This is a genomic window from Pseudoalteromonas piscicida (assembly GCF_000238315.3).
GTDB classification, from domain to species: Bacteria; Pseudomonadota; Gammaproteobacteria; order Enterobacterales; family Alteromonadaceae; genus Pseudoalteromonas; species Pseudoalteromonas piscicida.
Genome location: NZ_CP011924.1, coordinates 283425 through 309405, shown reverse-complemented (window position 1 = coordinate 309405; position 25981 = coordinate 283425). Strand labels below are relative to the sequence as shown.

At 44.9% G+C, this 25981-nt stretch carries 17 protein-coding genes and 2 pseudogenes; 8 read left to right on the top strand and 11 right to left on the bottom strand.

Going from position 1 to position 25981, the window contains the following annotated elements:
• Positions 1-74 precede the first annotated feature (74 nt).
• Complete coding sequence (locus tag PPIS_RS01585) at positions 75-1943, bottom strand: GGDEF domain-containing protein (protein WP_010369517.1); 1869 nt, start codon at positions 1941-1943, stop codon at positions 75-77.
• Positions 1943-2827, bottom strand: a complete 885-nt coding sequence (locus PPIS_RS01580) for a type 2 periplasmic-binding domain-containing protein (RefSeq protein WP_010369519.1) — start codon at positions 2825-2827, stop codon at positions 1943-1945. The genes PPIS_RS01585 and PPIS_RS01580 overlap by 1 nt, the downstream gene beginning before the upstream one ends.
• A 223-nt stretch (positions 2828-3050) precedes the next feature.
• Here PPIS_RS01580 and PPIS_RS01575 point away from each other — a divergent pair, with 223 nt between their 5' ends.
• The gene (locus PPIS_RS01575) at positions 3051-3242 is read left to right on the top strand and encodes a hypothetical protein (RefSeq protein ID WP_010369522.1); all 192 of its coding nucleotides are present in this window, start codon (positions 3051-3053) and stop codon (positions 3240-3242) included.
• A 58-nt stretch (positions 3243-3300) separates the two neighbouring features.
• Here PPIS_RS01575 and metH read toward each other — a convergent pair whose 3' ends face one another.
• Genes metH through PPIS_RS01560 form a run of 3 tightly spaced genes read right to left on the bottom strand, consistent with a single transcriptional unit; the run spans position 3301 to position 7948 of the window.
• Entirely contained in the window at positions 3301-5922 is a 2622-nt protein-coding gene (gene metH, locus PPIS_RS01570; RefSeq protein ID WP_010369525.1) for a methionine synthase, read from the bottom strand.
• Between the two features lie 9 nt (positions 5923-5931).
• Positions 5932-7011, bottom strand: coding sequence for a homocysteine S-methyltransferase family protein (locus PPIS_RS01565; protein WP_010369528.1), 1080 nt, complete (start codon positions 7009-7011; stop codon positions 5932-5934).
• Complete coding sequence (locus tag PPIS_RS01560; protein WP_010369529.1) at positions 7001-7948, bottom strand: homoserine O-succinyltransferase; 948 nt, start codon at positions 7946-7948, stop codon at positions 7001-7003. The genes PPIS_RS01565 and PPIS_RS01560 overlap by 11 nt, the downstream gene beginning before the upstream one ends.
• A gap of 177 nt (positions 7949-8125) precedes the next feature.
• Between PPIS_RS01560 and PPIS_RS01555 the strand changes: the two genes are divergently transcribed.
• Together PPIS_RS01555 and PPIS_RS01550 are read left to right on the top strand one after the other, a co-directional pair.
• Complete coding sequence (locus PPIS_RS01555) at positions 8126-9016, top strand: DMT family transporter (RefSeq protein WP_010369532.1); 891 nt, start codon at positions 8126-8128, stop codon at positions 9014-9016.
• A gap of 228 nt (positions 9017-9244) precedes the next feature.
• Positions 9245-10855: a tetratricopeptide repeat protein gene (locus tag PPIS_RS01550; protein WP_010369536.1), complete on the top strand. Its 1611-nt coding sequence runs from the start codon at positions 9245-9247 to the stop codon at positions 10853-10855.
• Positions 10856-10900: 45 nt separating this feature from the next.
• On the opposite strand, the gene PPIS_RS01545 is transcribed toward PPIS_RS01550, so the two are convergent.
• On the bottom strand, positions 10901-11374 hold the full coding sequence (locus PPIS_RS01545; protein WP_010369538.1) for a hypothetical protein: 474 nt from the start codon (positions 11372-11374) through the stop codon (positions 10901-10903).
• A 368-nt stretch (positions 11375-11742) separates the two neighbouring features.
• Here PPIS_RS01545 and PPIS_RS01540 point away from each other — a divergent pair, with 368 nt between their 5' ends.
• The 3 genes from PPIS_RS01540 (at position 11743) to PPIS_RS01530 (ending at position 16920) form a co-directional block, all read left to right on the top strand.
• A complete protein-coding gene (locus PPIS_RS01540; protein WP_010369541.1) occupies positions 11743-13344 on the top strand; it encodes a hypothetical protein in 1602 nt (533 codons plus the stop codon).
• 50 nt (positions 13345-13394) lie between these two features.
• Positions 13395-15383, top strand: a complete 1989-nt coding sequence (locus PPIS_RS01535) for a hypothetical protein (protein ID WP_010369543.1) — start codon at positions 13395-13397, stop codon at positions 15381-15383.
• Positions 15384-15474: 91 nt separating this feature from the next.
• Entirely contained in the window at positions 15475-16920 is a 1446-nt protein-coding gene (locus PPIS_RS01530; protein WP_010369546.1) for a metallophosphoesterase, read from the top strand.
• Between the two features lie 252 nt (positions 16921-17172).
• On the opposite strand, the gene PPIS_RS01525 is transcribed toward PPIS_RS01530, so the two are convergent.
• The 3 genes from PPIS_RS01525 to PPIS_RS01515 form a co-directional block, all read right to left on the bottom strand.
• The gene (locus tag PPIS_RS01525) at positions 17173-17739 is read right to left on the bottom strand and encodes a hypothetical protein (RefSeq protein ID WP_010369549.1); all 567 of its coding nucleotides are present in this window, start codon (positions 17737-17739) and stop codon (positions 17173-17175) included.
• A gap of 14 nt (positions 17740-17753) precedes the next feature.
• Positions 17754-18335, bottom strand: a complete 582-nt coding sequence (locus PPIS_RS01520; protein ID WP_010369551.1) for a hypothetical protein — start codon at positions 18333-18335, stop codon at positions 17754-17756.
• Between the two features lie 109 nt (positions 18336-18444).
• The gene (locus PPIS_RS01515; RefSeq protein WP_051094802.1) at positions 18445-20580 is read right to left on the bottom strand and encodes a TonB-dependent siderophore receptor; all 2136 of its coding nucleotides are present in this window, start codon (positions 20578-20580) and stop codon (positions 18445-18447) included.
• 318 nt (positions 20581-20898) lie between these two features.
• On the opposite strand from PPIS_RS01515, the gene PPIS_RS01510 reads away from it, so the two are divergent.
• Positions 20899-22053: a PepSY-associated TM helix domain-containing protein gene (locus PPIS_RS01510; protein ID WP_010369557.1), complete on the top strand. Its 1155-nt coding sequence runs from the start codon at positions 20899-20901 to the stop codon at positions 22051-22053.
• Between the two features lie 6 nt (positions 22054-22059).
• Positions 22060-22533 carry a hypothetical protein gene (locus PPIS_RS01505; RefSeq protein WP_010369560.1) on the top strand — a complete coding sequence of 158 codons (474 nt, stop codon included), beginning with the start codon at positions 22060-22062 and terminating at the stop codon, positions 22531-22533.
• Between the two features lie 274 nt (positions 22534-22807).
• Here the strand turns inward: PPIS_RS01505 and ggt (PPIS_RS01500) are convergent.
• A pseudogene (gene ggt, locus PPIS_RS01500) lies at positions 22808-23944 on the bottom strand (gamma-glutamyltransferase); the annotation flags it as partial.
• Positions 23944-25683 (bottom strand): annotated as a pseudogene (gene ggt, locus PPIS_RS01495) (gamma-glutamyltransferase); the annotation flags it as partial. The pseudogenes ggt (PPIS_RS01495) and ggt (PPIS_RS01500), both read right to left, overlap by 1 nt.
• Positions 25684-25981 lie beyond the last annotated feature (298 nt).

Below are 25981 nucleotides of genomic sequence, written 5' to 3'. Positions count from 1 at the left end.
CTATAACGCTTTATTATTCTATCTTGTTCAAGATGATACACCTAAACTGGATGTCTCCAAACAACCGAATTCGCTTATCGGGTATTACAAGCATAAATAAGATCGGATAAATTTGACCACGTTTTTAATTTGCCCGCTTGTAAATATGAGCGTAGGTTTTGCACCACGTGCTCTGCCGGACTTTGCATTTCCTCGCTTCCGGTATGGACTCCAACCCAAGCGTTACGATGAGATTCTTTCGCAAGATATAAACCACCGTCGGCTAACTCCAACACATGCTCCCAGCTAAGCTTATCTGGTTGTGTTGGATCAAACGGGAACGGAGCAAAACCAATTGAACAAGTACAGTTGATAGTTTGATCGTTCACCACAAATGGATAGCTCTCCACTTGGCGACGGATCCGCTCTGTCACTTCGTGCGCAGCCGCTCTGTCCATATCTGGCATCACCAGCAAAAACTCTTCCCCACCCCAGCGCACTAGAATATCTGACTCTCGAGTGCATTGCTTAAGGATTTCAGCAAAGTCTTGCAACACGATATCTCCTGCGGCATGACCAAATCTGTCATTGATACTTTTAAAGTGATCGATGTCGACAATCACAAAAATTAAATCGGCATTCTGTTGTGTTTGCGGAATTTGCCACTTTTGCCTGTACACTTCAATGGTGCCATCAATCACGCTAAAAAAATGATGCCGATTACTCAGTCCAGTCAAGCTATCAGTGAAACTAAGGGTTTGCAACCGCTTGTTTCGCTCCGCTAATTCCTCGGTCCGCTGCGCAACCTGACTCTCTAACAGCTTGGTGTAACGGCGATTTTGCCAGCGCCAATAAAAAACCAGCACTAAAGTAAACACCAGCAAGGCTATCAATAACCAACGTTGCTGGCTTAATCTTGCGTTTTCTATCTGTTGCTGATGCGCCATAATTTGCTTTGCCTGCTGAGCATTATCTCGCTCAAGCTCATTAAGCGCCTGCTTTTGTTGCGCGAGAGAATACTGCGCTTCTAGCTTCAGCAGTTTGTTATTACGCTTTTGCAAATTCAGTGACTGCTCGGTAACGGCATAGCGTTTTAAATAACGATGCGCTTGCTGATAGTCTCCAAGCTGGGCATAAGCTGAAGCCAGTATCCATTGCAACTGAGATTGAAAAAGTAAAAAACGTGTGCCGAGTGTATCTCTCAGCCCTGCCTGAGCTAAATCGATTGAAGTTGCAAAATCACCACTTTGTAAAGCCACTCTGGCACGCTGCACCGCTGCCATAATCCGCATTCTTTGGTTTTGAACCAAATAACCTGCATTGTCTAACTCATCTAGAATTTGTTTGGCTGATAAATATTCACCGAGCTGTAAATGAGCCCAAGAGCGTGTGAGCTTTAATTGCGCTAGTGTCTCCTGTCGAATACCTGAATTCTCTGGTACGAAAGAAGACTTAAGCGCTAAACGATAAGCGCCCTTATCCATATTCAAGCGCGACTGCCATAAACTGATATCGGCTTTTATCTGGGCATTATCATCAATTTGCTCAGCCAGTACTGACGCTTTATCCAAATAGCGCTGCGCTAATTCATAGCTCTCTAAGTCAATATCAAGGTGAGCGATGGCGAGATAGGTGTTTGCCTTTAAAAACGTATTGTTATCGGCTTCGGCCAACTGCAACGCTTGTTGGTGCAAGTCCAGACCATCTTCAAAATCACCAAAATGCTGAACTATACTACCTTCTAACAGTAATGCTTTGATTTGCAGCGGCTTATTACCTTGCGTACGCGCTTGCTCTCGCAGCGCTCTGATGTCCGGTAACAAAGACAAGTCATAATCTTGTTCAGCCGACACTTGTAGCGCATTTAAATTGCGCTGTATTTGTTCCGATGATTCGTAAGCAAAACCACAAAATGTAATTAGCCCACTCACCAATATGCAAAGCGATACCACAGCTGGCTGCATTAGTCTCCTCCCACCAGCATTTCAGCGTTAGCTACCTGCCAATTCGCTACTTTTTTGTTGATAAAACCGGACTCTGTCAACGCCCGTTTAATCACGCCTCGTCGTTTAAGGATTTTTAACCCACGATTGAGTGCCGCAAATATTTGCACGCCTTCAGGATGATTTTTACTGACGACAAAATGCCGAGAGTCTGGCAAGACAACCTTAATATTTTCGATTGGGACATATTCTTTACCTTCAAAATTTAAAGTTAAAGAATCACTCACGCTAAAATTAATCAACATAGTGTCGACGACATCACTTTCTACCATTGCCAACATGGTTTCCCACGGGCCAATAAAGCTCACCATGTGTAAATCTGTATTCATCAAGGCACGCCAATCCACTTCCCATTGCGGGTTAGATACCACATTCAGCTGCCGAAGCTGTGAAAGCGGCGTTTGCTGCAGTGCGACATTACGCTTGGTGACGTAAAGCCCAGCTTCGTAATCTCCAACTTCAACAAGCGGATCTGAGATAAATAATGACCCGCGATAGTCCACGATATTTTCATGCCAAACACTGCGAGCAAGGATTAAGCTTTCCCCAGCGATCAGATCAGAAAACTCTAGAATATTCACCGAAGGTTTTGGATTAAATACGACTTTACGTGTTTCACCACCAAGAAACAGGGCCTGCTGTAATAGCACCATTTCGATGATTTCAACATGAGAACCTTTGGTGGTTGGGAAAAAAGAATCAACGTCTAAGACATCACGACCCGCAAGAAAGTGCTCATAACGCTGACTGAAATTTTCGCTACTGATTATATCAACAACCAGCTGATTGCTCCCCCAACAGAGATTGGAAATAAAAAGGAGTGAAGACAGCCACTTCATCTTCATTGTTGAGTAAAGCCTTATTATTAACAGTTATTCAAATCAGTATACTTGAATTTAGCGCGCTCTGTTAACCACTAAACAACATATTCTAATGAATTTGGATTTACTGCTAGCACACAGGTAAGTAGCCAGACTTGAGTCCGAATTTAAGGAACAAAATTATGCTTGACGTAAATGAAAAAAACATTTAGTTTCTAAATTAACAACAAAGCAAAAGGAAATTAAAATGTTAAACATAAAATTAAATAAAAAATCAATTAAACAACTTGCAACTTCTAACCGCCTAGATAATAAAATGACACCTCTAGTGAATGGTGCAAACGGATCTATCTGGGAAGATCCTACTGCAAGCCATTTTCATATGTCTTGCGAAAATGGTGGTGGATGTAAATCGGCTAGAGGAGATACTTGCCGATAAAAAGTTCAGCAAAATAGGCCTCGCGTTAGTGAGGCCTATTTTTAGGCATCAATATGCGCTATTCATACCCTAAGTTAGGACCAAGCCAACGCTCCGCTTCTTCTAGCGACATAGCTTGACGCGCAGCATAGTCTTCTACTTGATCTCTTTGAATACTCGCAACGGCAAAGTACTTAGAATCTGGATGCGAGAAATACCAACCCGACACCGCTGCTCCCGGCCACATGGCGTATGAGCTAGTCAGCTTCATACCGATACGGTTTTCGATATCTAACAGCTTCCAAATTTTTTGTTTCTCTGTGTGTTCAGGGCACGCAGGATACCCTGGCGCTGGACGGATCCCTTGATAGTTTTCACGGATAAGTTCTTCGTTACTTAGCGCTTCATCCGCCGCAAATCCCCAGTGCACTTTACGCACTTGCTCATGTAAGTATTCAGCAAATGCCTCGGCTAAGCGATCTGCGACCGCTTTAATCATGATCTTGTTGTAATCATCTTGCTTGGCATCAAATGCGTCCGCTAAGTCATCTTCTTCAAGACCACCAGTGACGGCAAATGCACCGAAATAATCAGGCGTGCCTTTAGGTGCAATATAATCCGACAAACAATAGTTAGGGAAATCGTTTTTTTCGGTTTGCTGACGCAGCTGACATGACGTAACCAAGACTTCGCTACGCGACTCATCGGTATAAATTTCAATATCATCACCCACGCGGTTAGCAGGGAACAACCCAATCACACCCAGTGGCTGCAAAGTACCCGCTTGTTCTAACTGATCTAACATGACATTGGCATCATGAAACAGTTTTTGCGCCTCTTCACCAACCACTTCGTCTTTTAGAATACGTGGATATTTACCGGCCAATGACCAGGTCATAAAAAATGGCGTCCAGTCGATATAATCACGTAGCGTTTTAATGCTCACGTCTTTAAACTCGGTGATCCCCAACTTATTTGGCACCGGTGGCGTGTAGCTTTGCCAATCAAGTTTTACCGCATTATCGCGAGCTCGCGCCAAGGTAACCGGTTTTGAACGTGGCTTTTTACGCGCCTGCTGCTCCCGTACTTTGACATATTCGTCCGCGGTTTTTGCTAAAAACTCTGGCTTTTGGGTTTTACTTAACAGGCTAGATACCACACCAACCGCACGACTGGCGTTGTTGACGTAAATCACACCTTTGTCGTACTGAGGTTCAATTTTAACCGCCGTATGTGCTTTCGATGTGGTTGCACCACCAATGAGTAGAGGAATATCAAAGCCGCGACGCGTCATTTCTTTCGCAACATGCACCATTTCATCAAGGGATGGCGTAATAAGACCAGACAGACCAATAACATCAGCGTTTTCGTCAATGGCCGTTTGCAGAATTTTCTCTGCCGGCACCATCACACCCAAGTCCACGACTTCGTAGTTATTACATTGCAGTACCACGCCCACGATGTTCTTACCAATGTCGTGTACATCGCCCTTAACCGTGGTCATGATCACTTTACCGTTGCTTGAGCCTTCTTCTTTTTCGGCCTCAATGTAAGGGTCGAGGTAGGCAACCGCGCGCTTCATCACTCGAGCAGATTTCACCACTTGAGGCAGGAACATTTTGCCCGCGCCAAACAAGTCGCCAACCACGTTCATGCCATCCATCAGTGGCCCTTCAATCACTTGAATTGGCTTATCAAACTGTTGCCGACAGGCCTCGGTATCCTCGTCGATAAACTCGGTGATCCCTTTAACTAAGGCGTGCTCCAAGCGTTTTTCAACTGGCCAAGAACGCCACTCTAAATCTTCCTGTTTTTCGGCTTGCGCCATGCCCGAGTATTTAGGCGCGATTTCAACCAATCGCTCGCCAGCACCGGCGTCGGTATTGAGGATCACATCCTCAACGGCATCACGGAGCTCTTTTGGAATATCGTCATACACGGCTAACTGACCGGCATTGACGATCCCCATATCCATGCCCGCTTTAATCGCATGGTAAAGAAACACAGAGTGGATCGCTTCACGCACCGGGTTATTACCACGAAAAGAGAAAGAAACGTTCGATACGCCCCCTGACACTTTACAGTGCGGCAGGTTTTGTTTAATTTTGCGCGTGCCCTCGATAAATTCTACGGCATAGTTATCGTGCTCTTCGATACCCGTAGCGACCGCGAAAATATTGGGGTCAAAAATAATGTCTTCTGGCGGAAACCCAAGCTCGTCAACCAAGATTTTGTAAGAACGCTGACAGATCTCAAACTTTCGTTCTGCGGTTTCCGCTTGACCAACTTCATCAAATGCCATCACCACCACAGCAGCACCAAAGCGCTTAATGATTTTAGCTTGGTGGATAAATGGTGCCTCACCCTCTTTTAAAGAGATTGAGTTTACAATGGCTTTACCTTGAATACATTTCAGGCCCGCTTCAATAACTTCCCATTTAGACGAGTCGACCATGATGGGAACTTTAGAAATATCCGGCTCTGACGCTATCAGATTAAGAAACTTCACCATCGCAGCTTTTGAGTCCAACATGGCTTCATCCATGTTGATATCGATCACTTGCGCGCCGCTTTCAACCTGCTCTCTAGCAACATCCAGCGCGGTTTCGTAATCTTCTTCTAAAATTAAGCGCTTAAATTTTGCCGATCCCGTTACATTGGTACGTTCACCGACATTGGTAAATACTGCTGTTTGTGTCATGGTGAATTCCTAATTTAAGTTACAGGCTTCAAGACCTGCCAAACGCATCCGCACTTCGATGTTAGGCAAGCTACGCGGCTGGGTTTGTGCAAGGCCTCTCGCGAAGGCGCGAATATGTTCAGGCGTAGTGCCACAGCAGCCGCCAACAATATTGATAAACCCTTCGTTACCCCAATCGATAATCTCTTTTGCCATGTCGTCGGCGTCTAGGTCGTATTCACCAAATTCGTTAGGAAGCCCTGCGTTTGGATGCACAGAGGTAAAGGTCTCACAAACCCGTGACAGCTCTTCTACATATTGTCTTAATAAATCAGGGCCTAGCGCGCAGTTGAGGCCGATAGAGATTGGCTTAATATGGCGAATGGAGTTATAAAACGCCTCGGTGGTTTGCCCTGATAGCGTGCGACCGGAAGCGTCGGTGATCGTGCCCGAGATCATAACAGGCAGAGTGACGCCCGCTTGCTCGAACGCTTCTTCTACACCGTAAGACGCGGCTTTGGCGTTGAGCGTATCAAAAATAGTCTCAATCAAAATAAGATGAGCACCGCCCTCGATAAGAGCAAGCGTTGATTCGACATAAGCTGCAACCAACTTGTCAAAAGTGATATTGCGAAAGCCTGGGTCGTTTACATCTGGAGAAATCGAACAAGTTTTTGACGTTGGACCAAGCACACCTGCCACATAGCGAGGCTTGCTAGGATCTTTGGCGGTAAATTCATCACATACCGCACGTGCAAGCTTCGCCGATTCAAGATTAATCTCACGGCTTAGACTTGCCATGTCATAATCTTCCATCGAGATGGTGGTAGCATTAAAAGTATTGGTTTCAATGATATCCGCGCCAGCAGCTAGATAATCGCGATGGATCTGTTTGATTATCTCAGGCTGCGTCAAACTTAGCAGATCGTTGTTGCCTTTGATAAGGACATGCCAATCTTTAAAGCGCTCACCGCGATAGTCTTGCTCTTCTAATTTATGCTTTTGGATCATGGTTCCCATTGCACCATCTAAGATCAGAATACGTTGCTGCATCGCTTGCTTAAGCTGCTCTGCTATTTGCTCACCGTTTACGGCTACATTATTCGGCATAATTGTTAGTCCTTACATCTTGGCTAACTAAGTTAATATCATAAGGTGTGGTTTGGTAAACATAGTAGTTTAACCAATTTGAGAATAACAAGAATGCATGACTTTGCCATGTCTTAGATGGACGTTTGTTGGTGTCATTCTCAGGAAAATAGTTCTCAGGCTGCGGTGCGTTGGCCATTTTTTCACAATCGCGAAGATATTCTTTTTGTAGCGTATCGGCGTCGTATTCAGGATGACCGGTAATATATACTTGGCTACCTGAGTGATTTTTAATTAAGTAAGCGCCCACTTTTTCAGAGCCCGCTAATACTACTAGGTCTTTACACGCGTTAATTTTATCGATGTCGATGTGGCCATAGCGCGAGTGTGGCACCAAAAACTCATCATCAAAACCACGAGTGAGCGCCCCGTGGTCAAAGTAGCAGTGGTGTTTAAATACGCCACACAGTTTGTCATTTTTGAGCGCTCGCTTTAACCCATAATGGTGATACAAACCGGCATGTGCGGCCCAACAGGAGAACAGGGTTGAAGTAACATGGTGCTCAGCCCAATCAAAAAACGCCTGTAATTCCTGCCAATACACCACATCGTCATATTCAAGATGCGCCAGCGGCGCACCGGTGACGATCAAAGCGTCATAATTTTGTTCTTTTACATCCGAAAAATAGCGGTAAAACATATCTAGATGTTGCTCTGAGTTTACAGAGCTACGGTGGGTGTCTAGTCGCAACAAATCAACGTTCACCTGCAAAGGGGTATTTGCCAGTAATCGGATAAATTGCACCTCAGTCTCCACCTTATTCGGCATCAAGTTTAATATCGCGAGCCGCATTGGGCGGATCTCTTGCGTTGATGCACGACTTTGTGGCATCACGAACACATTTTCATGACGCAATTGGGCAATGGCTGGGAGTTCGTCGGTGACGGTGATTGGCATGCGCTGCTCCAGACTAATCGAATGGCATTATTATGGACAAAAACTGGAAAATTTCAACCTCTAGATGTATGGACGTCTAAACATTTTCGGTAATAATTTTATGTCTCACCTCTCACTGATTATTTCAATTTATGTATACTTGCCACCATATTAATAAACACAAGAAGCTTGGTATTTATGATTGGTATTGGCGAAGCGGCAGCGATTGCGGCGGCTGGGGTATGGGCTGGCTCAACTATACTCTACAAACGATTTAGCCATCATCTTAGCCCATTTGAGTTGAACGTCAGCAAAGGCGTCATCGCTTCTGCTTTGATGATCTTGTGTTTGCTCATCGCAGGTGATGCTATGTACCCGACCTTACTCTCGAGCTGGGGCTGGCTGATAGCCAGTGGGGTACTGGGCATAGCGATTGGTGACAGCGCCTACTTTGCCGCACTTAGAAATATAGGTCCTGCTCGCACTTTGGTTATTGAAAGTCTTGCACCTGCCATCGCGGGGATCTTAAATATTGTACTTCTTGGTGTTTATCTCAGCGCATCCGCTTGGCTCGGCATTGCAGTGACGACCGTTGGCGTGATGCTGGCGATTAAGCCAAGTAGAAGCCAGCCAGTGCTAGACAAAAAACACTATCTCTTGGGAGTCTGTTTTGCACTCACGGCTGCCATTTGCCAAGCGGCGGGTATGGTACTTTCCAAAGGTGCGCTAAATAACGAAAGCATTAGTAGTTTGTGGGCGGCACTTATCCGCTTGGGCTCCGGCACCCTATTTGTGGCCTTTATTGTTGTTTGTTTGCGATCACAAAGCCTGTTTAAAGCACTCACACTTAAACAAATCGACGGTAAAAACTGGTTATTCGTTGCAGTGTTTTTTGGCACCTTTATTGGGCTGTGGCTACAGTTGATTTCCGTTAATCATACTGATCCCGCTATCGCACAAACCATCTTTGCAACGGCACCGCTCATGGTCATGACGATTGGGCTACTGCGCAGAGAAGCGATTACTAAGTCTATGATGTTTGGAGGCCTAATTGCTTTGGCTGGAGTATTTTTATTGCTAAAAGGATAGCCAATATACACACTTAATATGTGTGCATATTGGCCTCCATCTAATGCGTTGTCTGCAACCGCCTGACCGTATCAAGTGTAGTCTGGTCATACTGATAAATTTAAACATTTGCTGCTAACCAGTTGTGAAATCCAAAAAAATAGTCAACCTGAGATTTGTTAAAGGCAGACACGACTTTTTGTTACCACTATATTAATATGTAAAAACAATGTATCTAGACTAATATTTATGCCTTTGCTTTTAGCTTTACTGCTCGTTGTGTTACCGGCGCATGGTTCAGAATGCCCAAGTGCTAATAATGCTAACCTCACAAGCCAAATTTTGTCTTGTAAGCAACATCTTGAAACGCTTGAACCCAACGGTGCCCAAGCTTTTGATGCACACCTTGAGCTTGTTAGCTTGTATCGTCGAGTGGGTGACATAAAGCTCAGCAATCAAATACTGGATGAGTTGATAACATGGAAGTTAACCACACTCCAACGCTTTCAGGTGTTAAGACAAAGTGGTATTAATCGTTATCGCCAGCGCAATTATATTCAAGCGCTTAAGAGCTTCCACGAAGCGCAAACGCTTGCGGCTAAGTTGCAACAAAACGAACTCCTGGGTAAATCAGCAAACGATTTAGCTAATGCTTATCAGGCACTCGGAGATCTAGATACCGCCCTTACTTTATTTTTAGAAAGCTACCAAATAGCGAAAGCAACCAATGACCTGCAGAGGCAAGCGATCACACTTAATAATTTAGGGAATGTGTCGAGGGATATTAATCAGTTGGATGATGCCATTCTCTCGTTTCGTCAAGCCCATGCGCTCCACCAGCAAGCTGGCGACCAAGTCAAAGCGAATCACACCTTGCTAAGCATCGCGGAGGTATTTTACAAAAAGCGCGACTACAACAAAGCAACTGAAATCATTGAAGATTTACTTCAACCTTTGACACAAAGCGGTGCCTATACTCAATTGTCTCGAGCCTATTTATTATTGGCCGAAATTGCCATTGCTCAAAATCATATCACTCTGGCACAACAGCAACTCGCTTCATTCAAACGCACTCGGCAACTAATTCAACACGGTAAAGTGGATCAGCGAGCACTGCTTATTGAAGCCAAACTCAAGCAGCTTGAGGGCGATAACCTAACAGCACAAACGTTACTTAAACAGGGGCTTGAAGCACATAATCAGCAAAATAGTCAGCTTACGGAGTTATTTTACATTGCTTTATTGCAGTCCCAACTACAAACACACGCTTATAAAGAAGCGGTAGAGACCGCACAGCGTTATAATGACATGCTTAAAAGTAGTCGTATACAAAGTGAGAACCTTTATCAATTTCGCCTCCAAAGCGCTAACGTCTTGGCCGCACCTAAGCAACAAACAGAGACAAATATTGTGTCTCATATATTCATCGGGCTTATCGCATTTTTAGCAGGTGTGCTGGTTACTTACTGCGTTATTCGCTATACCACCCGCACCGGCACTCATGGATTGCACAGTAAACATACGAGCATTGACGAACAAGCCGCAAGACTATTGATGGTTGAGGTGATGACGCTCACTTTGGCACTTTGGGAGCAAAATAGTGGCAAAACTCGTGTCGAATTAGCGGAAGAAAGCAAAGTATGGAAAGTGAATATCGATGATGGTCGCTTACGAGTGCGTACTCTTGAACGCTATCTTAATATCAAAACGCTGCCCAAAAAGCCGCGTATTCGAAATATTGTTACCACGGCACAATATGTACTCACTCAATGCCAAGAAGACGCTAATCTCGATACCGTGCCTCTTTCTCAAAAAGTTGCACAACTGGAACAAATCTTAGCTTGCTCCAACGCGGCTTAATATCTACAACAAAGGGGCTTCCGCCCCTTCTGGTATTAACAGGCCCTAGTTAACCGTAACAGTCTCACATAAATAACATGCTAAAGTCACGCCCATACCGGCCTCATATTCTTGGTGATGGCGATCTCCTTTGAATTCAAAAGGTCCTTCGAAGCGTGGATACACTGTCATATCAGGCTTTAAGCTATTACTAAAGCCTTTCATATTTTGATGTAGGGATTGACACATTTTATTACCCATATCATAAGCAAGCCGCCAATCATCAAACTGGCCACAATCTAGTTGTGGTGTAATGCGACCAGAAATACTTTGCTTGGGACTTGTGCAAACATTACTTCCTTCACTGTGTAAATATTTAAAGGTTCCAGCAGTTAATGTCATTTTACCTAGCAAAATCGTTTGCCGCTTTGGACATCTCGCCCCATCAGCAACTTCGAGCTGCGCTATCATTTCTGGGCTATGGGCTTGTACAAAGCTCGCAATCAAAGTTGCTCCCAATACTACTATTACTCGTCTCATAACTGTCTCCTTATTGGTTATGACACCGTTACTCGATTGCGAATGTACTCACGCTGAGACTCCAATAACGGCGATAGCAAAATCCTGCCTCAAGCGCATATTGATTGCAGCAAAAGTTACGGGGCAATTGGGTAAATTCGGGTAAAAGTATATGCAAAATTTTGATATTTAAGTTTTTATTTATCACTATTTGATATCAAAACTTACCTAGCCTAATGCGTCCGCTTAATACCAAAGGTTTTACCCAAGTTGACCCTAACTGGCCCTACAACCTCCTATTCAATCGCTGAAAAAGTTTCCAACATCACAAGGCAAGTTAACAATGCATGAGGCATGTTGACTCAGCACAACGATGAAGGAATAGAAAAATGAAACAGAGAAATTTCACCCCCAAATTAGTCAGCCTAGTTACCAGCACTTTGTTGCTGGGTAGTATTTCGCTGCAAGCCGCAGAAGAATATGGAGAAATGGCACCCTCTCAAGTAAGCCCAGAAGCGTGGCAAGCCATTTCAAACTGGTCTCAAGACCGTGTTTCCTTGCTTGAATATATCTCCGACAACGACGAAGAATATGAATTAGACCGCTATGTCGATAGCTTGATCCGCGACTATCGAGATGGGGAGATGCTAAGCCAAGCAAAAGCATTAGATCAAAACGTATTATCAGCATGGGAAAATGCTTTTACCGAGCAAGCGCCTGAAGACAACTTTTTCTTTACTCGATATCTTATTCAATTTAAACCGACGGTATTCGAAAAATGGACACAACAGCAAAAAGTGCCAACACTCAGCCAACATTTAGAGCGAAATGCACCGCAGCTTTACAGCACTTGGCATAAGGAATACGCAGCGCCTAAACGTAAAGGGCTCTCGGTACTTGAATACGATAGGACGCTACCGTCAGATATTCTTGCCGAATTAAAAGAATTGCTGACTAAAAAACCCATCTTCGGACCTAAGTCACAATGCTCATGTCAGATGGTGACCCCTTCAACCAGCACAGGCCAAGTGGTCACTAACTACCCATCAACCCAAACGCCTTGGAGCACATCCACCAGCGATGGTAGTGGTTTTTCTAAGCACCATGCTTATGTCAATACCTCAGCCTACGGCGCCTTTCACTCAGCTAAGGGGAAACGTTGGTCAAAAAATAAAGCGCTCAGTTTCGACAACACCTCAGCCCATAACTCGACAGAGTTCCACGTCAAAATGTTGTGTGCAGACACAGGGGGATTTGCATGTAATCAAAGTAATGCCTGCTCGGGCAATTTAGAAGTCAGAGGCACTTATTCAGCTCGCTACCATGTAACCGGGCAAGCTAAAAAAATCTGGTCAAAAGGGACCAACTCACATGCGACAGACGGCGCAAAATTTGCGGTCGATTTGCCAGGAGCTGCACCTGAAGTCATCTTGTTTAATAAAGCCGGTGGCGCAGCCATGGGATACAACACCACATGGAATTTGAACTCCACCATTGGAGTCGTCAAAGCCGCACTTGGCATTACTTCTGCAATCGTCAATGGTAACCCTGGCAGCTTGCTGGACGGTCAATTGGCCGATGCGCTTATCACCAACTTGGCAGGCATGATCACGCGTTCAGGTAATCAAGCCAGTGTTACCACCACAATGCGCGCGCGCTTTGATTCGTCCGATGTCAGTCCTTTCTTGTTGCAACCCAATGAGGTGTATCACTTTACCCTTGATTCAAAAGGTCGGGTGCAAGCCAGAGGCTACGGTGGTTATTCGGACAGTCATTACGAATATGGTAGCTCAGGCGCGGTGACGTATGCGGCAAATCACTTTACCTGTGGCAGCAATGTCAATGCTCCAGCACCAACAGGGTTATGGTTCTATTCGTCACAATCCGGTCCTGATAGCGATGCGTCGTTACGTAGCGACGTTGAAAACTGGCTCTCTGTGCAGCTCAACAAACCCGTTAATGCGGGCCAACGCCAAGGCATCATTCACTAGGTTTTTGTTAAGGGCGGCTATGCGCTGCCCTACTCCAATAAGGAAAGATTATGAATAAGTTCATCGCCACCACGCTTACCTGCTGGGCTTTGTCTTTAAGTGTTAATGCCTCAGCAGAGTCAGAGCACTACGATACATCAACCCTACCGCTCTTATTTCACGCAGGACAACAAGGTTATCAAGCCCTTTCACCTTGGTATTCTTTTCAATATCAGGACCAAAGGATCACCTTACAAACATGCGCAGAAGATGCCTGCAAACAAACGCTGCAATTTCCCCAGTTAGAGCAAACCGCACCATTCAATAGCGAGACGTATGAGCCCAGCTATCAAGGTGAAGCTGGAAACATGAAAAAGTTAGAGAGTTACTCTCAACTCCAGCTCGGTTATCTAAAAGAAAACAGACTCTATGCCAGCGGCAATCAGCGGCGCTTACTGTTCACGTTACAACTCGCGTCGGGTAAAGCTGAGTTACCCTTTGTTTTTAATGATAACTATGACGAATCTCTGACAAAAGATAAGTCATCCCTTACTCGAAGTTCCCCCTCCTGCGCCAAAGCCTGTAATACCACTTGGCAAGCATTTAGCGTGGATAAATCTGGCCAATATAGTCCGGCTATTTTTGTTCGAGATGAAACCGGAAATTGGCTTATTCAAAGTACTCACGACGCTATTCGCATTGAACTTACCACTTTAATCGGACAATATCAGCCACCGGCGCTGCGTCATCACCACAATGACACCACACAGTCTAGTTATCCGTTGAGTGACGATAGCTTAATCGTCACTCGCCAAGCTGATAGCGTATCTCGTCACATACTTAACCAAACTCAGGTTGTTGGCCTAAGTGATAAGCATTGGTTGCTGCTTCAAAATACCGACCTCACCCTCACGGATACCAACTCAAATATTCAAGCCAAGCGTCCAATCGCACAACTTGAGCTATCACGCCCACTGGCAAGCTATCTTGATAACGATCGCTTATATTTATTGGGGTTATCACCAAGAGACGCTGTGATTAAACCATCGCAGCAAACGATTATGACGCAGTATCCAAAGCTTCATGAAGACGCCCTCGTTGCCACCTCTCTACTAGAACTAGATTTAGAACTACAGGTTATTTCGGCCACAACGGTATTTATTCCTGACACCGAGTTTGCTGATATTCGCATTACTCGCAATGCTTGGGGAATATTGGTTAGCTCCGGCGAAGTTTCGGCACGTTCAACAACACATACATATGAAAGCAATCAATCGGCATCAGCAATGTCTGGCTGCCCGATGATAGCCAATGGCTATGGTTATGGCTTGCTATGCTGGAAGGCGTTAAATAACCCAACACTCACCTATACTCCCAATGCCGCAAGCACAATGATCCCAACGACGGTAGTTGACAACACAACGCCAAATCTAATGAATCAATTAGAAAACAATCAATATGGGATTATTTTTAAAAATGGGGCAACGCCAACCGATCCGGGTGGAGTGTGGACTCATCCAGATAATGTTGCCACCAGTAAGGAAGATTTAGGGTTGGCTGTGGCCATGTACCATTATCGCTGGGGTTCACCTGTCGCGGCAAATATCGTCTACCCATCAGGAAGTCCCGCACAGCCAGTGATGTTTAGAAAGGTGGAATATCAAGCGGCGAATAGCAGTAATTTGCCACATAATGTTTGTAATCATTTTGCTGCCAGCTCAGGTTACCCTGAGTATCAGGCGGCTGATGCTTGTATGACACAGCCAGGTTTTGGCCTATTTAGCCTCGAAGATCTTACCTTCGACCGTTGGCAAGGGGGGAATTATTATCCGAATCAAACAGTCAGTGGGCAGGACAATTCTTGGTTTCCTTGGTATACCAACTTTGTTGGCGATCCACCGGTAATAGAAATCTTTGAGCAGGCCTCGAGTGCTGAAATGCTTGCACGATTGCAATTTAACCTAGCGCAGTTTGGTAAAATCAACCAAGACACCTATGTTAACGGCACGCGCTTTAGCCAAGACACAGTCACCGGCTTCTACCGCTGCAAACACCAATAATCAGGCGAAAATAAGGATATTCGTATTCAAGACTCGCAAATTGTTAACAATGCATTAAACTTCATTCAACTGTTCAAAAAGGAATGAAGTCATGCGCATCATCATCGCCATTGCGACGCTCAATTTAATTGCTTGTAGCAGCACGTTTGCAGTCCAACAAGCGAATACCAAAGTATTAGGCGCTTACTCAATGTTTGCGCCTTCCACTACTGAAGCCCCAAATATCTACGCGCGCGTCGTTGTTGACGGCGTACTCAACGACGCCAATCAATGCCCAAGCTTGCTCTTTGGTAAAAAATCCATGCCGATGCAGTTGCGAGCAATGCGTCCAGACCAAACACACTTTCCGGTTTCAGTATGTGAAGCAAAAATCTCCCCAAACACGGCTTATACCGTCAGTGATAGCCAATTCTCGTTAGCACCCGTGACATTCGATCCGAATAAAATTGCGGTTTTTGGCGACACTGGCTGTAAGTCATCCGTTTGCGAAAACAACACTGCTGCCGAGCCGTTTAAAACCCTCGCAGAGCAAGGGGCAAAGCAACAACCACAATTGTTGCTCCATATGGGGGATTTCAACTACCGAGGCACGGGTGGTGCGATTTCCGGTGATACCTATGCTTATGACGCAGGCGATGGTGGATATGGTGGTACTAGCTGCGGTCTTAACGATACCTACTACAGTCAAAACGCGTTAAATAGCCCAAGACCAGATACATGGAGCAACTGGCAAGCCGACTTTTTTGCCGCAACAACGGATCTTTCAGCAACCGCACCATGGATTTTTGCGCGAGGCAATCATGAACTTTGTAGCCGCGCAGGAATTGGCTGGTTTTACTTTTTTGGCCCGGGAGCCAATCTTCCTGATGCCATTGACCAACAGCAATGTCCATCTCAAGGGGATTATAATCAACCGCCACAATCTGCAAGTGCCCATATCATTGTGCAAAACTCCTATACCATCAACTTAAAAACGCTCAGTGTGTGGGTAATGGATAGCGCCAATGCCTGTGATGCCAGTGCTGATAATGGCCTGACAAAAGTCTACCAACAGCAATATCAACGACTTAATGTCAGAAGCGAACTGCTCAAAGCCAAACCCATGTGGATTATGAGCCACAGACCCATTTGGGGCGTTGAAGACCCAACAACCAAAGACACACTAAATGTGATGTTGCAAACCGCGCTGAAGAGCACCAGACAAGGTAAGTTGCCTGAACACGCCACTTTATCACTCGCAGGACATATGCATATTTATCAGTCTTCCACCTTTGCTGCCAGTACCGCACGCCCTCCACAAATCGTTGTCGGCAATAGCGGCGTCAGCCTCAGTGATACCAATGCCTTTAGTGAATTTGATTATGCACTTGATAGCCAAAACGCAATCGTTAACGAGCAAGGTAAGTTCGGCTTTTTATCAATTAAGCTTGGCAAAGATGGCGCGTGGCAAGGGGAGTTTTTGGATGAAAGTGGTGCCGCTTTTCTAACCTGCAGCAGCGAAACTACAGATAAACAAGCGGTATGTCGCACGAAGTAAGCGCGACTCTTACATCCTTAATCACTGACAACTTGAGTTACTCGCCTTGTATCATCGTGTTTTTGATACCAAGCGAGTAGCAGCAAACGCGAGTCCTGAAATAAACATCACTACTGCTAAACCATAAACGTGGTTAACACTGAGTAATAGCACGCTCGCAATCAATGTGAATATCGCAAAACGTACCGCATACGAATGATTAAACCGTATTATGCCAGCTTAGATTTTACTTAATAAGAACATCACGCCGAATCATTCGAACTGTTCTAGCGTATGCATAAGACTAAACGGATGCTGTAAAAACTCGGCTTGGTAGGTTCTATTGCGAACACTTTCTGGTAGCTGGTTAAACTCCAGCTCCGTTTCAACATAATCGAAATAAACGCTGGAGCTTACCGTGTTTAGCGTATTCACGAACCTTAAGACTTCTGACTGCTTTTGCACCGCTAAATTCGCAGCAACAAGTCTGGCGAATTCGCCATATTCTTCGGCTTCACATTCCCTTTTTTGGTGAATATAAAAATAAGATAAAACGATACCTCGCTGCTGCGAGGTAATATTAAGACTGCGCAATTGCTCTTCTGTAATAGCACGCTCACTTTCGCATGCCGCTTTTCTATCACCCAGTTGTGTTACGCTATTTAACAGCTCACTAAGCAGCGTCTTTTGAACTGGTTCAAGTTGTTCGACTGGATATTCAATAGTCGGCGTAAGATCTACTGACATTGTTTCAGCGTTAGTTTGCGACGCGAACGCAAACGCAAACGCAAACGCAAACGCAAACGCAAACAATATCAAAACTAATAGCAGGGATTTCACAAATATTCCTTTTATCACTCGTGTCCGTGAACTTGCTCCAAGCTTTGAAACAAATTAAAGTTATCTCGAAGAAAATCCGCTTTTAGCGCGGCCGTTTTAACGGTCTCAGGTAAAGCGTTGAACTCAGCCTCAAACTCAATAAAATTTGCGTAACGTCCAGAAGATAGCACGTTCATTGCTTTCACCAGCTTAAGCTCCCTCGGGCTCTTATGCATCACATAATTTATAGCGACTGTCCTTGTAAAAGCGCCAAACTCCGTAGATTCACACTGATTTTTGTTCAAACCATCAACATAAAAAAGCACAGTGGTGTAGTACTCTACATCCATTTTGAGTGAGTCCAATTGCGACCTTTTCAACACAGTCGCAACGTTGGCACATTCTATCCGTTTGTTGTGTAATCGGTTATAGCCCTTAATTAATTCAGCCATAGCGTGCTGCTCAAGGCCATGTAGTGCTAGGTCATGCAGTAAAGTGGTAAGTTCATTAGGTGGCAGCGGTAGCTGGTTAAGCACATTTTGATAGTCCGGTGTGGCGGACGCTGTACTCATATTTACTATAAAGCCAGCGACCAAAAAAGCAGGGGATAAATTCATTGCAAAATTCCTTTTTGACTGTATTGCCCCCAAGCGTACAGTTCTTGCAATAAATAAACAATGAACAAAAGCGTGGCTCACTAGCCACGCTTAGTTAGTTTACAGTCTGCTAAAAATCATAGCTAAAACTTAAGCTGTAATTTCTCGGCGCACCATAGCGATACTGATCAAAGAAGCCAATTTGGCTGTAGTATTTTTCATCGAAGAGGTTTTCTACGTTGAGCTGTAGCGCCATATTGTCTGCCAGTGCGTAGTTTGCCATCAAGCTAACCAGTGCATAAGCATCTTGCTCTAGCCTATCGTTGCCCGTTACTGAATAAGTGTCATCCTGCCAGTTCACGCCACCACCAATCGTCAACTCAGGTAAAGCATTCACAAATTGGTAAGTCGTATACAACTTAAATTGCTTTCTTGGGTTATCCGTATTCACTTCAACGCCGTTGGCATCCTCAGCTTTGTATTGTGAATAACCCAAATGCACATCAAAACCGTCAGTTAACTGACCCACCACTTCAAATTCGAAGCCTTTACTGGTTGTGCCTTCAGCAGCATATTGCGCGACTGTATTTACCGAACCAGGAACTATGTATCCAACATCATCTTGAGCTAGGTTATCTTGTTCGATTTGGAAAATCGCCAATGTTGTTTGCAGCGTGTCGTCTAGATAGGTACTTTTTAGCCCCACTTCGTATGATTTTCCTTTGATTGGCTCAAGGAAATCACCATTACGGTCTTGGGCATTTTGCGGCTGGAATATTTCTGTGTAACTTGCATACACTCGCTGTGTTGTCGACAAGTCGTACAAGGCGCCAGCGTAAGGTATAAATACGCCATTGTCGCCAAAATCAGTGATGACGCCATAGCTTTCGCCTTCGCGCTGCCAACTCGACAAACGACCACCCGCTATTACTTTAAGCTCATCGCTAAGATTTAGCCTTGTTGCGGCGTAAAACCCTTTTTGCTCGGTATCCATATCTTGAGCAACTGAGGTTTCTGTGCCCCACGTCGGCTCAGGGAAATTGCCGTCCCACTCGTAAAAATTGCCAACTGGCAAAAAGGCATTATCGAGCGCAGCGAAAGTGAGGGTATCGGCACTCTGCTCACTGTAAAGCGCGCCAGTTACAAAATCATGCTCACGACCGGCGAGTTGATAAAAACCTTTAAGCTGGATATCAAAGCTGTCTTGGTTACTTTCACCTGTACTTTTATAAGGCCAAGACGCTAAGCCCTCACCCGTTGTTTTATCCAACGTGCCGAATAAATAGAGCAGCTCTGTATCTTGCTCGTATTTCAGCTTGTTGTAATTGGCAACCAGTTCCCAGCCATTTGCAAAGTTGTGACTAAAGTTCACAAAAGCATTGGTGCCAGTAGTTTGCCACTCTGTCCAATTTGCAGCCGTGGTTTTTTCAACTTCCCAGTCTGTTTTACTTCCATCGGTAAAGAAAGTAGGTAATGCCCCCCAAGTTGGACTGGTAGGGTCGTTACGCTGATAGCTAGCACCAACGCGGATCGTCGAATGCGTGCTTAAATCCGCTTCTAGTACCCCATAAAGCACGGTACTTTCGTCAGAAAAGAGATCTAAATACAAGTCACCTTCTTCATACTTCGCCACCACACGTCCACGCACACTGCCATCGTTAGTTAATCCATTGGCAACGTCCACCATCACTTCTTTATTGTTCCAGCTCCCCAAAGAGACACTAGCAAAACCTGTGAGGTCGGTGCTATTTGCATGTTTGCGTACTAGGTTAATAGAAGCTGAAGGATCACCCGCGCCGGTTAATAACCCCGTTGCACCACGCACAAACTCCACGCGCTCATATATCGCAACATCCGCGATGGTTTCACCTGAATCCCCCGCCAAACTCCATGACAAAGGAACGCCGTCAATTTGATAATTGGTAATGTCAAAGCCACGTGACTGCAACGTATTACGAACATTATCAACTTCTTTCGCTGACACCCCAATCGCATTTAATACGGTGTCGGTCAACGTATCGAGCTTTTGCTCTTTGATCCGTGCAGCGGTAATAACGCTAACAGATTGCGGCGTCTCAAGAAGGGATAACCCTAAGCCAGTTGCGGTGTCTATCACTTCATTGACGGTGTATTTTCCCGTCACAACTATTTTTTCAATTTCTTCATTATCTTGCTGTGCTGCTTGCACCTGTAATGCTGACGTGCCGAGCGCTGCCATAACAGCAAATGAGAGCGTTTTGAGAGGCAGAGTGTTCACTGGGTTCATCCTAATATTGTAAAAATTGAAACGATAATAATGCAGATGATAACCATTAGCAATAACATTAAGATGAATTACAACCAGTTTCGAACCCGATTTAAGGAACGTTCCCAAAAACTGTAACCAACTAATTTAAAACAATTTTCCCATAAAGGAAACGAGTAATATAAACCGCTAAACGAATAAAACATGCCATTTAACGCACATCCAAATGAATATAATTGCTATTTACACTTTTAAAAAGATATACTTTATTTACATTTTTGCGCAAATACTCCCTCAGCTTTAATTTGTCGCCGTCATTCAAAAAACTAGGAACACGCAATGGCAAAGAAAATAAGCAACAAGTTTTGGTTTCAGTTGCATGGTTGGTTTTCACTGCCAATATGGCTACTGTTTTGCTTTATTTGTATCACAGGTACCATTTCCGTTTTCAGCCATGAACTTACATGGCTTACCAACCCTGATTCTCGGGCACATAACCCCAGTCAAGTAAGTGAGATGTCAGCGGGCTCAGTGTTACGCGCGTTTAAGGATGAGCACCCAAGTGCAGATGTCATGGGGCTCAATGTGAGAGAGCCCTATTTGACCTACGTGGTGATGTTTACCGACGTCGACAAGCCCTATGCGCTTGCATACGTAAACCAGTACACAGGAGCTGTTCAGGAAATAAATGACGGCAATACGTTTATTAACTTTATGCGTTCACTACATGGCTGGCTGCTATTTCCATGGCAAAATGGCTATAGTGTTGGTTACTATTTAGTGGCGTTTATGTCACTGATCCTATTGGGCGCGTTGATCACAGGCCTGGTGGTATACAAAAAGTTTTGGTTAGCGTTTTTTCAGTTTAAGCTGCGTAAATCACAAGGTGGTCGCACCCTTGCCGCTGACATCCATAAACTCAGTGGAGTATGGTCGCTTTGGTTTATGGCCGTAATGAGCCTTACCGGACTGTGGTATTTAACGCAAGCGGTGCTGTGGCATGCTGGTGTTGAACTCGAACATCATGAAACATTAAATGCAGCGAATATACCCAACTCAACAATAAACGCGAATGCAGTAGAGACCAGTGTTGATCTAGCGCTCGCTGAAATCCAACAACAGTACACTGACTTTCGTCCAAGTTACATCATGCTACCTGAGCATAACCGCGATACGCTTAAAATCAGTGGCGCAAACGACTACGTACTCTATGACGATTACAGCATTAATATTGCCTACAACACTTGGAATGATACAGTCGTTCATCATGCAAACCCTGATTCAATGACAGGCTTACAAACGGTTATGCACATCACAGATCCACTGCACTACGGCACCATTGGAGGGATCTGGACAAAAGTCATCTGGTTTATTTTTGGCTGTATTTTATCCGGGATGTCAGTTACCGGATTTATCATGTATCAGCTTCGGACCAAACGCGCGCGTAGCCAAGAACGAAGCAATGCAAGACAACTAAAAGCACAACAAGGGTAAATCGCCATGAATGCAGTCAAACGCTTTATACAACACAATATATATTGGTTAAATGCTCTATTGCTGGTATTGCCAGCTTGGTTTTATTATCAATCATTACATCCAGAATTTCCCGCTCCATTGGCGGAGCAAACACTTGGAAAGTACAGCATTACACCAATGCCTTTTGACGACAAGCCGCCATACATCCACGATAACTTATACGTCAAAGACTTCTTATTGCTATTTAATAAAGGCGATGTTGATTCTATGCGTCAAGGCTATCTCAATATCGGCCCCAACGCGATGCCACTTGCACAGCTTATGGAGCATGAGCTCGGGATCCTTCACGGCACAAAACACGGTCAACACGTACATGCTTTAGCAAAGAAAACATTATCAAAAGACGACAGGGTTTGGCTGACGATTGAAACTTGGCAAGGCGAAGTCGTCATCATGAATTGGCCACTGCCAGAGTATTTAATCAAAGAAAGTACATAGGAAAGGGGCATCTCGCCCCTACTCGATTTAAATTACACTTAAGACTCAATGGAAATCAGGATATTATACCAGTTGTATTAAGTAAATGATCTATCTTGAAGCGGGGAAATAGCTTTAGTAGCACCGCTCTCGCGTCCTGCTACCGCTAAGGTACCTATATCCATATAGGCAAGGCAAAAATTTTGCTATTTAGTTGTTCTAAATGAGAAATTTTTAACGAAGCTAATATGCTATTTCACCCTTCAAATTGATTAGAGAATTAATTCAATTGGTATTAGTACCCCACCGCAGCGCTATCTGCGCGCCTTGGATCTGAGGAGCCAAATAGACCTTTCTCGGTAAGCATGATTGACTGGGTTGAGCCCATCGCATTCTGCTCTGAAAGTGTGTGTCCTTTGTTTTCAAGTAGACGTCGAGTATCCACATTTAAGCTACGTTCAATACGAATTTCATCTGGTAACCATTGGTGGTGAATACGCGGAGCCACAGTTGCTTCTGCGATATTCAAGCCATGATCGATAACATTCATAATGATTTGCAGCGTGGTGGTGATAATACGCGAGCCACCAGGGCTACCCGTTACCAAAAAGGGTTTACCCTCTTTCATTACAATCGTCGGTGTCATCGAGCTCAACGGGCGCTTCTTGCCTTCAACAGCGTTAGCTTCTCCACCAACCAGACCAAAACCATTTGGTGTGCCGGGCTTTGCCGAGAAATCATCCATTTCGTTGTTAAGTAGAATGCCAGTGCCAGCCGCGACAATACCTGAGCCATAGCTAAAGTTAAGCGTGTAAGTGTTACTCACCGCATTGCCCCACTTATCTACCACAGAATAATGCGTGGTCTGGTTACTCTCATAAGGTAATAATTTACCGGGCTTAATCTCGCGGCTTGGCGTCGCTTTGTCTGCATTTATTTGTTTACTGCGCTGCTTTGCATAGTGCTTATCCACCAATGCTTTAACGGGTACGTCGTAGAAATCAGGGTCGCCCAAATATTCACTGCGGTCAGCATACGCACGTTTCATGACCTCAGCCATTAAATGGACGGTAGCAGCGCTATTATGCCCAAGCTCACCAATAGGGTATTGCTCCAGCATATTCAGCATCTCGATGATATGCACACCACTAGATGAAGGAGGCGGCATAGAAACTATGTCGTAGCCGCGATACGTACCTTTTACCGGCTCACGCTCGACCGCTTTATAGCCTTTTAAGTCATCCAGCGACATAATGCCACCAGCTGCTTCTACCGCAGCAACAATTTTCTTTGCTGTCTCGCCCTGATAAAAGCCCGCGCTGCCTTTTTCGGCAACAAGTTCCAAAGAGTGAGCCAAGTCAGCCTGCACCAGCCATTCATTTGGCTTGTAGCTGCTACCATCCTTTTTATAAAACACAGCCTTAGACGCCGGTACCCCACCGCAGCGCTATCTGCGCGCCTTGGATCTGAGGAGCCAAATAGACCTTTCTCGGTAAGCATGATTGACTGGGTTGAGCCCATCGCATTCTGCTCTGAAAGTGTGTGTCCTTTGTTTTCAAGTAGACGTCGAGTATCCACATTTAAGCTACGTTCAATACGAATTTCATCTGGTAACCATTGGTGGTGAATACGCGGAGCCACAGTTGCTTCTGCGATATTCAAGCCATGATCGATAACATTCATAATGATTTGCAGCGTGGTGGTGATAATACGCGAGCCACCAGGGCTACCCGTTACCAAAAAGGGTTTACCCTCTTTCATTACAATCGTCGGTGTCATCGAGCTCAACGGGCGCTTCTTGCCTTCAACAGCGTTAGCTTCTCCACCAACCAGACCAAAACCATTTGGTGTGCCGGGCTTTGCCGAGAAATCATCCATTTCGTTGTTAAGTAGAATGCCAGTGCCAGCCGCGACAATACCTGAGCCATAGCTAAAGTTAAGCGTGTAAGTGTTACTCACCGCATTGCCCCACTTATCTACCACAGAATAATGCGTGGTCTGGTTACTCTCATAAGGTAATAATTTACCGGGCTTAATCTCGCGGCTTGGCGTCGCTTTGTCTGCATTTATTTGTTTACTGCGCTGCTTTGCATAGTGCTTATCCACCAATGCTTTAACGGGTACGTCGTAGAAATCAGGGTCGCCCAAATATTCACTGCGGTCAGCATACGCACGTTTCATGACCTCAGCCATTAAATGGACGGTAGCAGCGCTATTATGCCCAAGCTCACCAATAGGGTATTGCTCCAGCATATTCAGCATCTCGATGATATGCACACCACTAGATGAAGGAGGCGGCATAGAAACTATGTCGTAGCCGCGATACGTACCTTTTACCGGCTCACGCTCGACCGCTTTATAGCCTTTTAAGTCATCCAGCGACATAATGCCACCAGCTGCTTCTACCGCAGCAACAATTTTCTTTGCTGTCTCGCCCTGATAAAAGCCCGCGCTGCCTTTTTCGGCAACAAGTTCCAAAGAGTGAGCCAAGTCAGCCTGCACCAGCCATTCATTTGGCTTGTAGCTGCTACCATCCTTTTTATAAAACACAGCCTTAGACGCCGGTACACCAAGCATTCGTTCTTTGATATAGCTATGAGAAAGCGAATTGGCTAAATCAGAGGTCACTTTTATGCCATCACGCGCTAATTTAATTGCAGGCTGAATAACTTGGTTAAGTGTCATGGTGCCATATTTTTCGAGTGCTAACTCCATTCCCATAACCGTTCCGGGAACACCCACCGCAAGGCCGTGCTGAAGGCTTAGCTTTGGGTTTACCTCGCCGTTTTCATCAATAAAAATATCTTTATGCGCACGGCTCGGCGCCATTTCGCGATAATCAATCGCAATGGTTTTATTTTCTTTTGCCAGATGCACTAGCATAAAGCCGCCGCCGCCAATATTTCCGGCTCTTGGCAAAGTCACAGCAAGGCTAAAACCTACTGCGACAGCTGCATCAACAGCATTGCCACCTTGCTTTAAAATCTCTACACCAACCTGACTGGCAAGTGCCTCTTGGCTAGATACCATGCCGTGTTCAGCCCATATTGGCTGTGCTGTGGCTTTAGAACTAAATATTGGTGACTCGTCAGCTTGCGCCGTGTTACCAAACGCAACACCCACGCACAAGGAAACAGAGCAAGACCACACCAAGGCTGTAAATTTACGCATCTTCATCCCGCTTTTTAATTATTCTCATGTTGCAGTGTTGCATGATTAAAAAGACCAAACAATATCGATGCGTTGGGCGACTGGCAGTGCAAATGTACGTTACACCATAGTTGCTGCACTCAAGGCTAAAAAGCAGCTTGTCATCGAGCGTTGAAGTTACACAGGGTTGAAATAAGGCAATTGCGAAAAACATAAATTTAACCTTTAAAAAACATATTTGACAAATAATTTATGTTGGGTACAGTCAACAATGCAGTTTATTTTTTGTACGACAATTCAAGCTTTCACAATAAGGAAA